Consider the following 16266-nt stretch of genomic DNA (forward strand, 5'->3'; position numbering starts at 1 on the left):
GGTTACTGCTCCACCCGCTTCAGGTCGGCGGTGGGATTGCCCGCGTTCGGGTACCGCGAGGTGTACGTCAGCGAGGCGCCGTCGCGGGTCAGGCGCACGGTGTGGGCGCCCTTGGCGCAGTTGCCGCCGTTGTCCGGCGCTCCCTCGCCCGCGGCCACGAGTTCCCTGCCGGTGACGGACGTCAGGGTCAGCACGTCGACGCACTCCAGGCCCAGGAGGTCGGTCGAGGTCACGGTGCCCACCTTCTCCCCCACGGCGGCGTCCTCCAGCTCGACGCGGTAGGTGTCGGTCGAGGTGCCCAGGTCCGTGGTGGCCCGGCCCTCCCACGTGCCGACGTAGAACGTCGGCACTCCCGCCGCGTCCGACGGGGCCGAGGACGCCGTGGGACGCGCCCCGGTGTCGCTGCCCGCGTCGTTGCTCCCCCCGTCACCGGGCAGCATGTTCACGACGAGGATGCCGCCCACCGTCACCGCCGCCAGCGCGCCGGCCACGGCCAGGGCGACCGAGCAACTCACCCTGCGCCCGCGGCCGTTCTCGGTCGCCGGGGTCGACGTCGCCGATACGGACACGGACAGCCGGCCCGGCCTGGCGTCCTCCGCGGGGACCTCGGTGCGCGGCGCGGGAGGGCGGACGCGTACGACGGGTCGGGCGGCCCGAAGGCGCCCGGGGCGGCGAACTCCCGTTCACCGAGGGGCTGCTGAAGCCGACCGGCCCCGAGGCGGGGGCCTCGGCGGGGGTGCCCTCCAGGTCGAGGAGCTGTACGGCGCTGCGCGAGACCTGCTCCACCAGCGCCCCGGGCAGCCAGCCCGCCGCGACGAGCCGGGCCGCGCCCTCGGGAGCGAGCCGCCGGGCGACCTCTTCGGGGGTGGGCCGCGCGGCCGCGTCCTTGGCCAGGCAGGCCGCCGCGACCTCACGCAACTCGCCGGTCAGCGCGCCCAGTTCGGGCTCCTCGTGGACGACCTTGTAGAGCAGCGCGGCGGAGGAGTCGCCGGGGAAGGGGGAGTCGCCGGTCGCCGCGTACACGAGGACGGCGCCCAGCGAGAAGACGTCGGCGGCGCCGGTGACACCCCTGCCGAGGATCTGCTCGGGCGACATGTAGCCGGGCGAGCCGATGGAGACGCCGGTGGAGGTGAGGGAGGCGGTGCCGTCCGTGGCCCGCGCGATGCCGAAGTCGATGAGGCGCGGCCCGTCGACCGTGAGCAGCACGTTCGACGGCTTCACGTCACGGTGGACCAGGCCGAGCCCGTGCACCGCGGCCAGCGCCTCCGCGAGGCCCGCGCCGAGGACCCGTACGGAGTGCTCGGGAAGCCCGTGCCCCGACCCCGCCGCCTGGGCGAGGGAGGGCCCGGCGACGAATCCGGTCGCCACCCACGGCACCCGCGCCTCGGGGTCCGCGTCGAGCACCGGCGCCGTCCACGCCCCGCCGACCCGCCGCGCCGCGTCCACCTCGCGCCGGAAGCGCTCCCGGAACTCGTCGTCGAGCGCGAAGTGCGGATGCACCACCTTCACGGCGACGGTCCGCCCGCCGGCGCTGCGGCCCAGGTACACGCGGCCCATTCCGCCGTGCCCGAGCCGCCCGAGCAGCCGGTAGGGACCCACCGTCGTCGGCTCGTCGGCCTGTAGCGGTTGCATGCTGGTGAACCTCCCCCGGTCTCCCCCGTACGGCACGCGCGCCCCAGCAGAGTAGCCCTGCGGCACGAATACCGTCCGTTCACCTCGATTCCACGCAGGCCGCACGGAAATCGGCAATACCGTTCACCGGAATTCCACCGGCGGACCGCGCCGAATTCCGCACGGGCCCCACAAAGGAACACGACGCACTCAAGGAGCGAGCAGTTCGACCTTCACGTCGGCGGGAAATCCCGTCGTCGGTCCGACCCGCCGCGCGAACTCCGTGACGCCTTCCAGTTGGGCCGGGCCGAACCGGAAGTCGAGGGTCGTGAAGTACTCCTCCAGAACCGCCTCGTCGAAGACCTCCCAGCGGGCCGCCTGCTCGGCGACCTTGGTGACCTCTTCGAGGGACACGTCCCGCGAGGCGAGGAACGCCTCGTGCACCTTGCCGGTGATCTCCGGCTCGCGCGCCGCGTACTCCTTGCGCGCCGCCCACACCGCGAAGACGAACGGCAGTCCCGTCCACTCCTTCCACATGGCGCCCAGGTCGTGCACCTGGAGCCCGAGCCGGGGCGCGTCGTGCAGGTTGGCCCGCAGCGCCGCGTCCCCGATGAGCACCGCCGCGTCGGCGTCCTGCATCATCAGGCCCAGGTCGGGCGGGCACGTGTAGTAGTCGGGCCGTACGCCGACGCGCTCGGCGAGCAGCAGCTGCGCCAGCCGCACCGACGTACGCGAGGTGGAGCCGAGCGCGACGCGACGCCCGTCGAGCTGGTCGAGCGGGACCTGCGACACGATCACGCAGGACATGACGGGGCCGTCGCAGCCGACGGCCAGGTCGGGGAAGGCGACGAGCTGGTCGGCGGCCTTCAGGAACTCGACGAGGGTGATCGGACCGATGTCCAGGTCGCCCTTGACCAGCTGCTCACTGAGCTTCTCCGGGGTGTCCTTCGTCAGCTCGAAGTCGAGGAGCGAGCCCGTCCGTGCGAGCCCCCAGTAGAGGGGCATGCAGTTCAGGAACTGGATGTGGCCGACGCGCGGCCGGATGCGCCGCGCGGCCGTGGGTGTCTCATGCTGGGTCTCGGGAGAATTGTCCACATCGGCGAGGCTAGACCTCGTGCGGTACGGTGCAGGCTTCGGGTCGGGGGACGACACGGTCAACCCGCACCAAGCCCCCATCAAACCTCCGGGTGACGTGATCTTGCCCTCTATTGCGTTCGGCTGCCTGCGTGCTAGGCTCGCCGCAAGTTGCAGTTTGGTTTCCCTTGCAGTACAGAGCCTGCGGAGCATGTGACCGCGGGCTCTCGTCGTTTTCAGACTTTTGCATATGCAGGTTCTGGAGCAGGGCGACCCTTTGGCCCATAGGAGGGCTTATGGCTACCGGAACCGTGAAGTGGTTCAACGCTGAAAAGGGCTTTGGCTTCATCGCCCAGGAAGGCGGCGGCCCGGACGTCTTCGTCCACTACTCGGCGATCAACGCGAACGGCTTCCGCTCCCTCGAGGAGAACCAGGCCGTGACCTTCGACGTCACGCAGGGCCCGAAGGGCCCGCAGGCGGAGAACGTCACCCCCGCCTAGTCCCTTCGTGATCTCACGGCAGGTGCCGTGACCTGATCCGGAACCTAGAGCAGTACCCAAGGAGCCCCGCTCCCCACCGACCCCGGTCGGCGGGAAGACGGGGCTCCTGCCTTGCGTGGGTCGGGCCCCCTCGGCGGAGCGCTCGTGGAAGCCCATGCGTCACCCGCCAGCCCTCGCGTCTCCCGGCGACCGCTCCCGGATCGCCGTCGGATCATCGGTGGTCCGCGAGGGCCGCCGATGCTAGGGCCTACGTGTGCTGCATGAGCAGGACGCAGGTGGTGCCGGGCTCCAGGGCCCGGCAGGTGTGCGGGACGTCGCCGGGGTAGGAGAGGTAGTCGCCCGCGGCCAGCTCCACCGGGGCGTCCTGCGGGCCGGCCAGGACACGGCCCGTGGCGACGACGATGTGCTCGGTGGTGCCGTGCTGGTGCGGGTCCGAGTCGCGGGCGCTGCCCGGCTCGACCTGGAGGAAGTAGAGGTCGCGGCGGGCGCCCGGCGGGCTGGCGGACAGCAACGTCGCGCTGTAGTCGGCCAGTTCGGAGGGGACGGCCGGGCCCTGGCCCTTGCGGATCACGTGGACCGTGGGGCGCGGCGGGTCGAGGAGGGTGCTCGGCGGGACGTCCAGGGCGACGCTCAGCGCCCACATCGTCTCCAGGCCCGGCTTGCCGTTCGCCGCCTCCAGCTGGGAGAGCGTGGACTTGGCGATGCCCGCCCGCTTGGCCAGCTCGGAGAGGGAGAGGCCGGCCCGGGTGCGTTCGCGGCGCAGGGCCGCGGCGATGCGGTCGAGGGGCAGACGACCGGCGTCACTCACCGGATCCGGGTGGGTCATGGCTGCGCTCCTGAGGCCGATCGTTCGGTGTGGCGAGCCTATCGTTCGGCTTGACGAACGGCCAGCGACGGTCGCATGCTCGCCCTATGCGTTCGCCGTACCGAACACTCAGCCCGCTCCACCGAACAGTCGGTTCGCTTCGCCGGACGGCCGGTTCGTCCCGCCGCGCCTCCGGCCCGTCCCGCCGAGCGCGCGGTCCGCGCCCGCGCACCGCCGCCCTGGACCCGCGGCTGGTGCGGGACGTCGCGCTCGTCTGCCTCGCCGACGCCGTCGTCGGCGTCTCGTTCGGGGCCGTCGCCGTCGCCGGTGGGCTGCCCGTGTGGCTGCCGGTGCTGATGTCCCTGGTGGTGTTCGCGGGGTCGGCGCAGTTCAGCGCGGTGGGGATCCTGGTGGCCGGGGGCGGGCCCGTCGCGGCCGCCGCCACCGGGCTGCTGCTCAACACCCGTACCGCCGCCTTCAGCCTCGCCGTCGCCGACGCACTCGGGCGATCGTGGCCGGCCCGGCTGGTCGGGGCGCATCTGGTGACGGACGAGACGGCCGCGTTCGTGCTGGCCCGGACCGATCCGGAGCAGCGCAGGACCGCCTTCTGGGTGGCGGGCGTCGGCCTCTTCGCCGCCTGGAACGTGAGCGTGCTCGGCGGCGCGCTCGCCGGAGCCGCCCTCGGCGACACCGATCGGTTCGGGCTCGACGCGGCCTTCCCCGCGGTGCTGCTCGCGCTGGTGCTGCCCGCGCTGCGGGAGAGCCGCGGGGTGCGGCGGGCCGCCGCGGCCGGGGGCGCCGTCGCGGTCGCCGCCACCCCGTTCCTGCCGTCCGGGGCGCCCGTGCTGCTCGCGCTCGCCGGGCTGTCGCTGCTGTCCTCCCGGCGGTGGTCCCGGTGAACGCCCAGCTGGTCGCCGTCCTCGCGCTCGCCGTCGGCACGTACGCCTTCCGGCTGGCCGGTCCCGTCCTGCAGGGCCGGGTGGAACTGCCGGACCGGATACGGGAGTTGCTCGGCGCGGGAGCGACCGTGCTGCTCGTCGCGCTGCTGGCAACGGGGGCGCTGACGGCGGGGCACGAGTTCGCCGGGTGGGCGCGGCCCGCCGGGGTCGTCGTGGGCGGGGTGCTCGCGTGGCGGCGGGCGCCGTTCGCCGTGGTCGTCGTCGCGGCGGCCGCCGTCACGGGGCTGCTGCGCCTGGCCGGCCTCCCGTAGCCCGCCCCACCGGCCGTGCCGTACGCCGTACTCCTACGGGTGCATGCGCGCGCCCTTGAGGACCTTGTCGACCGCGTTGCGCGGCCCGTGGACGGCGATCCCCACGACGTCGAGATCGGCGGTGGCGACGGCGCGCACGGCCGCGCGGTTGTCCCGGTCGTTGCCGGTGGCGAACAGATCGGAGGTGAACACCGAGCGGGGCAGGCCACGGCGCAGGGCGCGTTCGTGCGCGGCCTTCAGCGTCTCCTTGCCGCCCTCGAAGACGAGCACCGGCTGCCGGAACATCGGCAGGTACGGGGTGTCGTCGGCGTCCGCGTACGGCTCCCCGACGACCTCGGGGAGCTCGGAGCCCAGACCGCTCACGAGGAAGGCGGTCACGTTCAGCCGCTGCCAGGTCTCCAGGTCGTCACGGAGCAGTACGGCGATCTTGGTGTCGAAGCGGACGGGGGCCTGCGGTTCCGGCGTCCCCGAGGGGGCCGGGGCGGTGTCTGTGCTCATGGGACGAGACTGCCGACCGCTCCCCCGCCCGGTCTTGTACGTTCTTTGCATGGCGCCCGACGGAACCTCGCCGCGCGAGGAGATCACCGCGTGGCGCCCTCGGGTGCGGGGCGTCGCGGAGGTCTTCCACGCCCATTTCACGCGGCACGCGTACCCGATGCACGTCCACGACACCTGGACGCTGCTGATCGTGGACGAGGGCGCCGTCCGCTACGACCTGGAGCGGCACGAGCACGGCACGCCGCTCGGCACGGTCTCGCTGCTGCCGCCGCAGGTCCCGCACAACGGCTCGGCGGCCACGCCGGGCGGCTTCCGCAAGCGGGTCCTGTACCTCGACCCGGGGGCCGGACCGCTCGACGCGTCGCTCGTCGGGCCCGCCGTGGACAGCCCCGACCTGGTGGACCCGCTGCTGCGGCACCGGATCGGGCAGCTGCACACCGCGCTCGCGCACCCCGGCGACGAGCTGGAGGCGGCCGCCCGGCTGACGCTCGTCGGCGAGCGGCTGCGTACCCGCCTGCGGCCGCGCCTCGCCGAGCGGCGCGGTCCCGAGCCGGACCGGCGGGTGGCCGCCTCGCTGCGCGACCTGCTCGACGCGCGGCTCGTCGAGGGCATCGACCTGGCGGAGGCGGCGGCTCTGGTGCACGCGCACCCGGCGCACCTCGTGCGGTCGTTCGGCGCGGCGTACGGGATCGCGCCGCACCAGTACCTGATGGCGCGGCGCGTGGACCGGGCGCGTCGGCTGCTGCTCGACGGGCAGCCGGCCGGCGAGGTCGCGGCGGCGGTCGGCTTCTACGACCAGTCGCATCTGACCCGGCACTTCAAGCGGGTGGTGGGGGTTCCGCCGGGCCGTTACGCGCGGGGCCTCTGAGCCGGGGCGCGAAGAACCGCGACCGCCCCGCGTCTCAGGAGTCCGCCCGGCGCGGCAGCAGCCACCACGCCAGGCCCGCCGTCACACACAGGACACCGCCCGCGATCATCAGGCTCACCCGCATCCCGCTCAGCGAGAACCCGTCGCCGGCCCCGGCCACCAGCGCGCCGAACACGGCCACGGCCAGCGCCCCACCCGTCTGCCGCAGCGCGTTGAGCAGCCCGGAAGCCGTACCGACGCGCGGCCCGGGGACGGAGTCCATCAGCATCGCCGTGACCGCGGGGACCGCGAACGCCCCGCCCAGACCGGTGGGCACGAGCAGCACGAGCAGCAGCCACAGGGGCGTGTCGACGCCGACCGGGATCAGCACGAACATGGCCAGGGACAGGACGAGTTGGCCGATGACGATGACCGGGCGGCGCCCGAAGCGCTCGGCCATGCGCGGCGAGACCAGGTTCGTCGACGTGATGATCACGGCGAGCGGGACGAAGACCAGACCCGCGGCCACCGCGGACATGCCGCGCGCCTGCTGGAGGTACAGGCCGAGCAGGAAGATCAGGCCGTAGAACCCGACGTTGATCGCGAAGCCGACCGCCAGGGACACCGTGACCGTGCGCTGCCGCAGCATCGACAGCGGGACCATCGGCGCGCGGTGGTGCTTCTCGGTGACGTAGAAGGCGATCGCGGCGAGGACCGCGACGCCGAGCGAGCTCAGAACCGGCGCCGACGTCCACCCCGCGTGGCCGCCCTCGATCACCGCGAAGGCCAGTCCGGCGAGGGCCAGCACGGCCGACACCTGTCCGGGCACGTCCAGCGGGGCGGGCCGCCGGGTGGACGGTGCGACGCGGGTGAGCAGGACGAGGATCACGGCGCCCAGGGGGAGGTTGACGAAGAACACGGCGCGCCAGCCGACGGTCTCCGTCAGGACGCCGCCGAGCACCGGGCCCGCCGCCATCGCGACGGAGCCGCCGACGGTCCACAGCGCGATGGCCCGCGCCCTGCGCCGCGCGTCGTCGTACGCCTGCCGGATCAGCGCGAGCGAGGACGGCATGACGATCGCCGCCGCCCCGCCCTGCACCACGCGGGCCGCGACGAGCGTCCCGATGCCGGGCGCGACGGCGCAGGCCAGCGACGCGAGCGTGAACAGGCCGACGCCCCAGGCGTAGGCGCGGCGCGCCCCGGCCCGGTCGGCGAGCGCTCCGGCAGAGAGCATCAGGCCGGCGAACATCAGCGTGTACGCGTCGACGACCCACTGGAGCCCCGTCATGCTGCTGTCCAGCGACGAACGGATGTCGGGCAGGGCGATGTTCACGGCGGACACGTCGATGGTGATGACGGTGAAGCCGAGCAGCGCCGCGACCAGGGCCGCGCCACTGCGGGTGACACCCGGGCGGGCCCCCGTCAGGGGCCCTCCGCCGGTACCGGTGTCGATGCCGGCTTCGGTGTCGATGGTGGATGTCACGCGGGCCTCCCTGGGCGCGGAACGGACGGAACGAGCGGGTGGGTGGGGAGCTCGGGCCGCGGCCCTGCGACATGCGCTCCCTGGGCTCCGAACCCCCCAGCCACCCGCGACAAGAGCCACTCTCTCCGGATTCGCGCCCGGGTGGCAGGCCGCGCCTCACCGGGGTCCCGCGTTCCAGGCCCTGACACACCCCCGCACGGCACCGGCGGCCCGTGGACAATGGAACACATGGCTGAGATCACGGAATTGGGCCGCTATCTGCGGGCCCGCAGGGCCCAGGTCACCCCGGCCGAGGCCGGTCTGCCCGCGGGGACCGGGCTGCGCCGCACGCCGGGCCTGCGCCGTGAGGAGCTGGCGACGCTCGCGGGCGTGAGCGTCGACTACTACACGCGGTTGGAGCGGGGCCGCGAGACGAACCCGTCGACCGCGGTGATCGACGCCATCGGGCGGGCCCTGCGGCTGCGCGGCGACGCCCACGAGCGCCTCCACGACCTGGCCGAACTGGCCTCGGGGCGGCTCTCGGAACCGAGGCCCACGCCCGACGACACGGTGCGCGACTCGGTGCTCCAGATGCTGGAGGCGCTGCGGCCGCTGCCGGCGTACGTGGTGAGCCGGTTCAGCTACATGCTGGCCGCGAACCCGGCGGGCCGCAGGCTGCTGCCGGGCATGTGGGACCTGCCGCCGGAGCAGCGCAACGTGACCCGCTACCTCTTCCTGCACCCCGTCGGCCGGACGCTGTACGTGCCGTGGGAGGACACCGTCGCCCACTCGGTGGCGCATCTGCGCGCGGTCGGCGGCGCCGATCCCGACGACCCGAGGCTGACCGGGCTGGTCGGCGAACTCCTGGTCAAGTCACCGGAGTTCGGGCCGATGTGGGAGCGGTACGAGGTGCAGGAGCGCGGCGGCGGCACGAAGACGTTCGACCACCCGAAGGTGGGCGCGATGACGCTCACGTACGAGGTGATGCAGCTGGCGCGCACCGGCGGCCAGCGCCTGGTGACGTACCAGGCACCGGCCGGTTCGCCGGACGAGGCGGCGATGCTGAAGCTGGACCCGGCCCATTCGGCGCCGTCCGGCGGCGGCCGCGACAGTTAGGGCCCGTCCGCCTCAGGCGCGCTCCAGGATCGCGGTCACCCCCTGGCCCCCGGCGGCGCAGATCGAGATCAGCCCGCGGCCCGAACCGCCGCGCCGGGCCAGCAGCGTGGCGAGCGTGGCGACGATCCGCGCCCCGGTCGCCGCGAAGGGGTGGCCGGTCGCGAGCGACGAACCGGCGACGTTGAGCCGGTCCCGGTCCACCGGCGCGAGCCCCTGCTTCTCCCAGGCGGCGAGCGTCGCGAGGACCTGGGACGCGAACGCCTCGTGCACCTCGAACAGGTCGAAGTCCTCGATGCCGAGCCCCGCCCGCTCCAGCATCCGCGGCACGGCGTACGCGGGTGCCATCAGCAGTCCGTCGCCGCCGTCACCGGTGACATCGCCGTGCACGAAGTCGACCGCGGCGGTCTCGTAGGCCGTCAGACAGGCCAGCGGTTCGAGGCCGCGCCCGCGTGCCCACTCCTCGCTCGCGAGCAGTACGACGGCGGCGCCGTCCGTCAGCGGCGTCGAGTTCCCCGCCGTCATCGTCGGGTCGGGGCCCTTGACCCCGAACACCGGCTTGAGCGTGGCGAGTTGCTCGACGGTCGAGCCGGGCCGCAGGTTCTGGTCGCGCTCAAGTCCCCGGTAGGGGACGACGAGTTCGTCCAGGAGGCCCCGGTCGTACGCGGCGGCGAGCCGCTGGTGACTGGCGGCGGCCAGCTCGTCCTGCGCCGCACGTCCGATGCCCCACGCGCGGGCGGTGACGGCGGCGTGCTCACCCATCGACAGGTGGGTGCGCGGCTCGGCGTTGCGCGGGATGTCGGGGACGAGGTGCTGCGGCCTGATCCGGGCGAGGGCCTTGAGCCGGTCGCCGGTGGACTTCGCGCGGCGGGCGGCGAGGAGGATCTTGCGCAGTGCGTCGTTGACGCCGAGCGGGGCGTCGCTCGCCGTGTCGGCGCCGCCCGCGATCGCGCTCTCGGTCTGACCCATCGCGATCTTGTTGGCGGCGGCGATCACGGCCTGGAGCCCGGTGCCGCAGGCCTGCTGGACGTCGTACGCGGGGGTGCGCGCGTCCAGCGTCGAACCGAGCACGGTCTCGCGCGCGAGGTTGAAGTCCCGGCTGTGCTTGAGGACGGCGCCCGCCACGAACTCCCCCACGGCGCCCGGCTCGTGGAGCCCCGCCCGGCCGACAAGGCCGTCGAGCGCGGCGGTCAGCATCTCCTGGTTGGAGGCCGTGGCGTACGGGCCGTCGGAGCGCGCGAAGGGGATGCGGCTGCCGCCGACGACGGCGACGCGGCGGGGCAGCGCAGGGGACGCCGGGGACTGCGCGGGACGTACCATCTCGACAACTCCTGACTAATGAGTAACCTTACTCCGAAGTAAATTTACGACCGCGCAGGGAGTTGGACAATGGCCGACCGCTATCTGAACTTCACCGGCACGGCTCCCGGCCGCTTCCTGACCCGCCGCCTCGGCCTGCCGCAGCCCGCGCCCCTGCACCGCTGGAGCCCCGAACACCCCTTTCTGGAAGGGACGTTGCTGCACCTCACGGTCGGCGATCCGGCGCACCGGGAGGCGCTCGCGGCCGTGCTGGCCGACACCGGGCTCCCGGTCGCCGCCACCGCCGAGCGGCCCGCCGCGGTGGTCGTCGACGCCACCGCCGTCACCGGCCCGGACGCCCTCGCCGCGGTGCACGCCGCGCTGCATCCGGTCGTACGGTCCGTCGCGGCGAGCGGCCGCGTGCTCGTCCTCGGCATGCCGCCGTCCGCCGACGACCACCACCAGGCGGCGGCGCAGCAGGCTCTGGAGGGCTTCGTCCGCTCCCTCGGCAAGGAGATCGGCCGCGGCCGCACCGTGAACCTGGTCCGGCTCGCGGCCCCGGTGACGGCGGCGGCGTCGACCCTGCGCTTCCTGCTCTCCCCAAGTCGGCGTACGTCAGCGGCCAGGTCGTCGACGTGGCCGCCACCGGCGCGGAGTCGACACCGACCGTCGACGCCGAGCGGCCGCTCGCCGGGCGGACCGCGCTGGTCACCGGCGCCGCGCGCGGCATCGGCGAGGCCGTCGCCGAGACCCTCGTACGGGACGGGGCGCGGATCGTCCTGCTCGATGTGCCGTCCGCCGAGGAGGACCTGGCGAAGGTCGCGGAGCGGCTCGGCGGGCGGGCGCTGCCGTTGGACATCACGGCGGCGGACGCGGGCGAGCGGATCGCCGCGTTCACCGACGGCCTCGACGTCCTCGTCCACAACGCGGGCATCACGCGCGACCGGCGCCTCGCCAACATGCCGGCCGAGCGCTGGAGTTCGGTCCTCGACGTCAATCTCGGCAGTGTGCTGCGCACGACGGACGCGCTGCTCACGTCGGGCGCGGTGCGGCGCGGCGGCAGCATCGTCGCGACGGCGTCCATCGCGGGGCTCGCGGGCAACGCGGGCCAGACCAACTACGCCGCGAGCAAGGCCGGCATCGTCGGTCTCGTACGGTCGCTGGCGCCGCGCGCGGCGGCCGAGCACGGGGTCACGGTGAACGCGGTGGCCCCCGGTTTCATCGAGACGAGGATGACGGCGGCGGTGCCGCTGTTCATCCGGGAGGCGGGGCGGCGGATGAACTCCCTCGCGCAGGGCGGGCTTCCGGTGGACGTGGCGGAGACGACGTCGTGGCTCGCGTCACCGGCGTCCGGAGCGGTGAACGGTCAGGTGGTGCGGGTGTGCGGGCAGAGCCTCCTGGGGGCGTAGCCGCAGAGCCGCCGCCCCCACCACCCCCGCGCCCGACAGCCGACCCCCAGGACCCGCCATGACCGCGACGCGCACCGTCAGCCTCCCGTCCGTGCCCTCCCTCGGCCCCGCGATGATCCGCGGAGCCGTGCTCTCCCCGCTCAAGAGGCCGCGGGAGGCCGCCGCCTGGGACGGCGCCCGGCTCCACGTCGGCGACCTGCGGATACGCGACCGCCACCTCGCCGCCTACGAGCGGGTCTGCGGCTTCCCGACCGGCCGGCCCGAACTGCCGGTCAGCTACCCGCACCTCCTCGGGTTCCCGCTGGCCATGCGGCTGATGGCGGCCCGCAGCTTCCCGCTGCCGCTGCTCGGCCTCGTCCACACGTCGATCGGGATCACGCAGCACCACGACCTCTCCCCGACACAGGCGTACGAACTCGCCGTCGTCGTCACCGGGTTGAGGCCCCACCGGCGCGGTACCGAGGCCGTCGTCGTCACCGAGCTCCTCGACGGCGGCGCTCCCGCCTGGCGGTCGACCAGTACGTACCTCTCCCGGCACCGGACGCGGACGCCCGCCGCCCCCGAGACTCCCGGCACCCCCGAACCGCTGCCCGCGCTCGCCGAGTGGCGCCTCGGCGCCGACCTGGGACGCCGCTACGCCGCCGTGTCCGGCGACCGGAACCCCATCCACCTGCACCCGCTGACGGCCCGCCTCTTCGGCTTCCCGCGCGCGATCGCCCACGGCATGTGGACGGTGGCCCGCTGCCTCGCGGAGTTCGGCGCGCGGGGGCCCGTCGACGTCACGGCGCGGTTCAGGGCGCCGGTGCTGCTGCCGGGTGCGGTGACGTACGCGGCGCGCGGCACGGCCTTCGAGCTGCGGTCGGCGAAGGACGGCCGCACACACGTGAGCGGCGAGGTGCGGCCCCTGGGATCGCCGGACTGACCGGCGCGGTGGCCCCTGGGGCCACCGATCCGACCAGCGTGTCCGTCAAGGGCGCCGGTCCGACCAGCGCTGTCCGTCCATCAGGCTGCCGAGCCCGGACCACGCGAAGTTCATCATCGTCGTGGCGGCCTCCTTCGCGGAGACGGACGGGTCGGCGTTGGCCCAGCCCGCGAGGGCCTCCGCCGCGCCGACGAGTGCCTGCGCCAGGCCCGCGACCTCGCGCTCGGCGAGTTCGGGATCGCCGTGCGCCTCCCGCGCGGCCGCCGCGATCAGCGTCGTCACGAACGACACGATCTCGTCCCGCATCGCCCCGACCTCGGCGACGAACGGCTCACCGCCCGTGCGCGCGTGGCTGTGCAGGACGGCCCATCCGTCGGGGTGTTCGGCGGTGTGCGAGAAGAAGGCCGTGAGCCCCTCCCACAGCTGCCGGTCGGCCGGGGCGTCGGCGCGGACGCCCGCCCGTACGGCGGCGACGAGCGCGGCCGCCTCGCGCCGGATGCAGGCGGTGAAGAGGTCTTCCTTCGAGTTCAGGTACAGATACACCAGCGGCTTGGAGACTCCGGCGAGGTCCGCGATCTCGTCCATCGAGGCGGCCCGGTAGCCGCGCTCGCCGAACACCCGTACCGCGGCGTCCGTCATCTGCCGCTCCCGCTCGGCCCGCGGCAGCCGCTTGGCCCGCCCGCTCTGCTGCCCGGCCTTCACGCCGCCCACCCCTGCCGCCCTTCGTTCACGCGCTGTGCACGGTTCAGGGTACGCAGCGCGAAACGGCCGTGCCCCGCCGCCCGGACCAGGTCCGGGGGCGGGGCACGGCCGGTGGACGGCGCGCCGGGGGACGTCAGGCGGCGACCGCCACCTGCTGCTGCGGCTCGTCGACGGGAGACGCGGTGACCTGGTTGTACTTGTCGTGGTCGAGGATCTTCTCGCGGGCGGCGACGATCACGGGGACGAGCGCCTGGCCGGCGACGTTCGTCGCGGTGCGCATCATGTCCAGGATCGGGTCGATCGCGAGGAGCAGACCCACGCCCTCCAGCGGGAGGCCCAGCGTGGAGAGGGTCAGGGTGAGCATGACCGTCGCGCCGGTGAGACCGGCGGTGGCGGCGGAGCCGATCACCGAGACGAACGCGATGAGCAGGTACTCCTTGACGCCCATGTCGACGTCGAAGAAGTTCGCGACGAAGATCGCGGCGATCGCCGGGTAGATCGCGGCGCAGCCGTCCATCTTCGTGGTCGCGCCGAACGGCACGGCGAACGAGGCGTAGTCCTTCGGGACACCGAGCCGGATCGCGGACTGCTGGGTGACCGGCATGGTGCCGACCGAGGAGCGGGAGACGAACGCCAGCTGGATGGCGGGCCAGGCGCCCTTGAAGAACTGGATCGGGTTCAGCTTGGCCACCGTGGAGAGCAGCAGCGGGTAGACGCCGAACAGGACCAGGGCGCAGCCGACGTAGATGTCGGCGGTGAAGGTCGCGTACTTGCCGATCAGGTCCCAGCCGTACTGGACGATCGCGTTGCCGATGAGGCCGGCGGAGCCGATCGGGGAGAGCTTGATGACCCACCACAGGGCCTTCTGGAGCAGCTCGAGGATCGACTCGGAGAGGGTGAGGACCGGGGCGGCCTTCTCGCCGACCTTCAGGATCGCGATACCGGCGACGACGGCCATGAAGACGATCTGCAGCACGTTCAGCTCGGTGAACGGCGTGATGATGTCGGTCGGGATGATGCCGGTGAGGAAGTCGATCCAGGAGCCCTGGGTCTCGGGCTTCGCGGCGTCGGCGGCCGAGAGCGTCGTGCCGTTGCCGGGGTTGGTCAGCAGGCCGATGGCGAGGCCGATGACGACCGCGATCAGCGACGTGATCATGAACCAGAGGAGCGTGCGGCCGGCGAGCCGGGCGGCGTTGTCGACCTTCCTCAGGTTGGTGATCGACACGAGGATCGCGAAGAAGACGAGCGGGGCGACGGCCAGCTTCAGGAGCTGGACGAAGATCTCGCCGACCTTCGCCAGGGTCGTGCCGAGCCAGGACACGTCGGCGGTACGGGCGACGTAGCCGAGGAGCAGACCGACGACGAGGCCGAGCAGCACCTGGGCCCAGAACGGGATCTTCGGTATGCGGAAGCCGGTCTTCTGATCGGCTGCGGGGGTGTTCGCGGACACGGAGGCACTCCAGTGATGTCGCGTGGGGACGAGTCGATGTGACGGGGCACGTGCAGGAGCGGCGACCGCGAGATGAGGTCAACGGCGCCGCTGCATCGGGAGAGATCGCGTCAGGCGCGACAGGCCGCGGACATGCAGCGGCAGAGATCGACATGCAGGCGCGCCACGAGCGGAACGCTCAGGGCAGGACCGCCGAGGGCGGTACGGGGCGCGGCTGATGTCTTCATGACAGGAACGTTAACACCAGCGCTTTGAGAACATCAAAGGGGTTCTTTGAGGAAATCGAGACTCCTCTACGCCCCTAAAGCCCGATTTACCTTGAAAACGCAGGCGGCCCCGGCATCTGAGCGATGCCGGGGCCGAAGCCTGCTGTGACGTAACTTACGCGGAACCTACACGGGGACTACGCGCCCTGCGTGTGCGCGCGGGAGCGGGCGGCGTCGTCCGCCTCGTCCTCCATGGAGCGGCTGGCGGCCATGTTGGCCTTCGCGCGGTCGACGCGGGCGACGATCTTCTCGGAGGCCCGGTCGCGCTCCTTGCGGAGCAGGACGAAGCTGAGCGGCGCGGAGACCACCAGGGCGAGCAGCGCGATCCAGAGGTAGTTGGAACCGCCGAGGCCCCGGGGCACGATGCCCGTGGCGACGAGTCCCCAGACGACGAGGAAGCAGCCCACGAAGATTCCGAGGCGCATCAGCGTGTAGCGGGCCATGTCAATCCACTCTTCCGTTCCTAAAAGGTGCGAGCGCTCATCCAGTGAAGCACGCACGGCAGCGCCCGGGAACGGCGGGGTGACCGCCGGCTGGCTACGCTCCCCGCATGTCCCCGCACTTCGAACTGGACCCCTCCGTCACACCCGCTCTGCGCGACGGGCTGCTCTCCCTGTGGGCGGACGTCTCGAACGCCGGCGGCGCCGTGGGCTTCGTCCCGCCCGTCACGCCGGACGAGATACGCCCCGAGCTGGTCAAGCGGCTGGCCGAGCTGGCGGACGGGCGGACCCGTCTGCTCGTCGGCCGCGACGCGCGGGACGGGAGCGTCGCGGCGTCCGCGTTCCTCGCGTACAACGCGCACCGCCTGATGAAGCACCACCTGTGGCTCTACGCGGTGATGGTCCACCCCGACCACCAGGGCAAGGGCTACGGCCGCGCCCTGATGTCGGCGGCGGCGGACGCGGCCCGCACCTTCGACGGCATCGAGGCGATCCGCCTCACCTGCCGCGGCGGTACGGGCGCCGACCACTTCTACGCGGCGTGCGGCTACCAGGAGGTCGGCCGCGTCCCGGGCGCGATCCGGGTGGCCCCGGGCGACGACCGGGACGACGTCCACATGATGCTGCCGCTCCAGGAGCCCGTCCCCGGACTCCGCGC

At 73.3% G+C, this 16266-nt stretch carries 16 protein-coding genes and 2 pseudogenes; 8 read left to right on the top strand and 10 right to left on the bottom strand.

Features of this window, described 5'->3' with window-relative positions:
- Positions 1-2 precede the first annotated feature (2 nt).
- The 3 genes from V2W30_RS16965 to V2W30_RS16975 form a co-directional block, all read right to left on the bottom strand.
- Positions 3-491 (bottom strand): hypothetical protein, encoded by a 489-nt coding sequence (locus V2W30_RS16965; RefSeq protein ID WP_338697497.1) that lies wholly within the window; start codon positions 489-491, stop codon positions 3-5.
- Positions 427-1632, bottom strand: a complete 1206-nt coding sequence (locus V2W30_RS16970; RefSeq protein WP_338697499.1) for a serine/threonine-protein kinase — start codon at positions 1630-1632, stop codon at positions 427-429. Before V2W30_RS16970 ends, V2W30_RS16965 begins: the two co-directional genes overlap by 65 nt.
- Positions 1633-1821: 189 nt before the next feature.
- Positions 1822-2616, bottom strand: coding sequence for a menaquinone biosynthetic enzyme MqnA/MqnD family protein (locus V2W30_RS16975; protein ID WP_425244687.1), 795 nt, complete (start codon positions 2614-2616; stop codon positions 1822-1824).
- Positions 2617-2981: 365 nt separating this feature from the next.
- Here V2W30_RS16975 and V2W30_RS16980 point away from each other — a divergent pair, with 365 nt between their 5' ends.
- The gene (locus V2W30_RS16980) at positions 2982-3185 is read left to right on the top strand and encodes a cold-shock protein (RefSeq protein WP_003948780.1); all 204 of its coding nucleotides are present in this window, start codon (positions 2982-2984) and stop codon (positions 3183-3185) included.
- 247 nt (positions 3186-3432) lie between these two features.
- Here the strand turns inward: V2W30_RS16980 and V2W30_RS16985 are convergent, their stop codons facing one another.
- Complete coding sequence (locus V2W30_RS16985; RefSeq protein ID WP_338697515.1) at positions 3433-4011, bottom strand: XRE family transcriptional regulator; 579 nt, start codon at positions 4009-4011, stop codon at positions 3433-3435.
- A 230-nt stretch (positions 4012-4241) separates the two neighbouring features.
- On the opposite strand from V2W30_RS16985, the gene V2W30_RS16990 reads away from it, so the two are divergent.
- Both V2W30_RS16990 and V2W30_RS16995 read left to right on the top strand, forming a co-directional pair.
- On the top strand, positions 4242-4889 hold the full coding sequence (locus V2W30_RS16990) for an AzlC family ABC transporter permease (protein WP_338703645.1): 648 nt from the start codon (positions 4242-4244) through the stop codon (positions 4887-4889).
- Positions 4886-5200: an AzlD domain-containing protein gene (locus tag V2W30_RS16995; protein ID WP_338697516.1), complete on the top strand. Its 315-nt coding sequence runs from the start codon at positions 4886-4888 to the stop codon at positions 5198-5200. Before V2W30_RS16990 ends, V2W30_RS16995 begins: the two co-directional genes overlap by 4 nt.
- 33 nt (positions 5201-5233) lie before the next feature.
- On the opposite strand, the gene V2W30_RS17000 is transcribed toward V2W30_RS16995, so the two are convergent.
- Entirely contained in the window at positions 5234-5698 is a 465-nt protein-coding gene (locus V2W30_RS17000; RefSeq protein ID WP_338697518.1) for a DUF2000 domain-containing protein, read from the bottom strand.
- A gap of 49 nt (positions 5699-5747) precedes the next feature.
- On the opposite strand from V2W30_RS17000, the gene V2W30_RS17005 reads away from it, so the two are divergent.
- On the top strand, positions 5748-6566 hold the full coding sequence (locus tag V2W30_RS17005) for an AraC family transcriptional regulator (protein ID WP_338697519.1): 819 nt from the start codon (positions 5748-5750) through the stop codon (positions 6564-6566).
- A 34-nt stretch (positions 6567-6600) separates the two neighbouring features.
- On the opposite strand, the gene V2W30_RS17010 is transcribed toward V2W30_RS17005, so the two are convergent.
- Complete coding sequence (locus V2W30_RS17010) at positions 6601-8028, bottom strand: MFS transporter (RefSeq protein ID WP_338697520.1); 1428 nt, start codon at positions 8026-8028, stop codon at positions 6601-6603.
- Between the two features lie 228 nt (positions 8029-8256).
- Here V2W30_RS17010 and V2W30_RS17015 point away from each other — a divergent pair, with 228 nt between their 5' ends.
- Positions 8257-9123, top strand: coding sequence for a helix-turn-helix transcriptional regulator (locus tag V2W30_RS17015; RefSeq protein ID WP_338697522.1), 867 nt, complete (start codon positions 8257-8259; stop codon positions 9121-9123).
- Between the two features lie 12 nt (positions 9124-9135).
- Here V2W30_RS17015 and V2W30_RS17020 read toward each other — a convergent pair whose 3' ends face one another.
- Positions 9136-10440 carry an acetyl-CoA C-acetyltransferase gene (locus V2W30_RS17020; RefSeq protein ID WP_338697523.1) on the bottom strand — a complete coding sequence of 435 codons (1305 nt, stop codon included), beginning with the start codon at positions 10438-10440 and terminating at the stop codon, positions 9136-9138.
- Positions 10441-10509: 69 nt separating this feature from the next.
- On the opposite strand from V2W30_RS17020, the pseudogene V2W30_RS17025 reads away from it, so the two are divergent.
- Positions 10510-11828: pseudogene (locus tag V2W30_RS17025) on the top strand (3-oxoacyl-ACP reductase).
- Between the two features lie 58 nt (positions 11829-11886).
- Positions 11887-12750: a MaoC family dehydratase gene (locus V2W30_RS17030; protein WP_338697525.1), complete on the top strand. Its 864-nt coding sequence runs from the start codon at positions 11887-11889 to the stop codon at positions 12748-12750.
- 45 nt (positions 12751-12795) lie between these two features.
- On the opposite strand, the gene V2W30_RS17035 is transcribed toward V2W30_RS17030, so the two are convergent.
- From V2W30_RS17035 to V2W30_RS17045, 3 genes are all read right to left on the bottom strand, one after another.
- Complete coding sequence (locus tag V2W30_RS17035) at positions 12796-13389, bottom strand: TetR/AcrR family transcriptional regulator (protein WP_425244688.1); 594 nt, start codon at positions 13387-13389, stop codon at positions 12796-12798.
- Positions 13390-13585: 196 nt separating this feature from the next.
- Complete coding sequence (locus tag V2W30_RS17040; RefSeq protein ID WP_338697528.1) at positions 13586-14902, bottom strand: dicarboxylate/amino acid:cation symporter; 1317 nt, start codon at positions 14900-14902, stop codon at positions 13586-13588.
- Positions 14903-15305: 403 nt separating this feature from the next.
- A complete protein-coding gene (locus V2W30_RS17045; RefSeq protein ID WP_338697531.1) occupies positions 15306-15611 on the bottom strand; it encodes a DUF4229 domain-containing protein in 306 nt (101 codons plus the stop codon).
- Between the two features lie 107 nt (positions 15612-15718).
- Here V2W30_RS17045 and V2W30_RS17050 point away from each other — a divergent pair.
- Positions 15719-16240 (top strand): annotated as a pseudogene (locus tag V2W30_RS17050) (N-acetyltransferase family protein); the annotation flags it as partial.
- Positions 16241-16266 lie beyond the last annotated feature (26 nt).

Origin of the sequence: Streptomyces sp. Q6, assembly GCF_036967205.1 — a bacterium.
GTDB lineage: Bacteria > Actinomycetota > Actinomycetes > Streptomycetales > Streptomycetaceae > Streptomyces > Streptomyces citrinus.

Coding starts and splice junctions, on each gene's coding strand:
- V2W30_RS17020 (WP_338697523.1), bottom strand. CDS start 10,440: ATGGTACGTCCCGCGCAGTCCCCGGCGTCCCCTGCGCTGCCCCGCCGC.
- V2W30_RS16985 (WP_338697515.1), bottom strand. CDS start 4,011: ATGACCCACCCGGATCCGGTGAGTGACGCCGGTCGTCTGCCCCTCGAC.
- V2W30_RS17000 (WP_338697518.1), bottom strand. CDS start 5,698: ATGAGCACAGACACCGCCCCGGCCCCCTCGGGGACGCCGGAACCGCAG.
- V2W30_RS17035 (WP_425244688.1), bottom strand. CDS start 13,389: ATGACGGACGCCGCGGTACGGGTGTTCGGCGAGCGCGGCTACCGGGCC.
- V2W30_RS16980 (WP_003948780.1), top strand. CDS start 2,982: ATGGCTACCGGAACCGTGAAGTGGTTCAACGCTGAAAAGGGCTTTGGC.
- V2W30_RS16975 (WP_425244687.1), bottom strand. CDS start 2,616: ATGCCCCTCTACTGGGGGCTCGCACGGACGGGCTCGCTCCTCGACTTC.
- V2W30_RS17045 (WP_338697531.1), bottom strand. CDS start 15,611: ATGGCCCGCTACACGCTGATGCGCCTCGGAATCTTCGTGGGCTGCTTC.
- V2W30_RS17005 (WP_338697519.1), top strand. CDS start 5,748: ATGGCGCCCGACGGAACCTCGCCGCGCGAGGAGATCACCGCGTGGCGC.
- V2W30_RS16970 (WP_338697499.1), bottom strand. CDS start 1,632: ATGCAACCGCTACAGGCCGACGAGCCGACGACGGTGGGTCCCTACCGG.
- V2W30_RS17015 (WP_338697522.1), top strand. CDS start 8,257: ATGGCTGAGATCACGGAATTGGGCCGCTATCTGCGGGCCCGCAGGGCC.
- V2W30_RS17030 (WP_338697525.1), top strand. CDS start 11,887: ATGACCGCGACGCGCACCGTCAGCCTCCCGTCCGTGCCCTCCCTCGGC.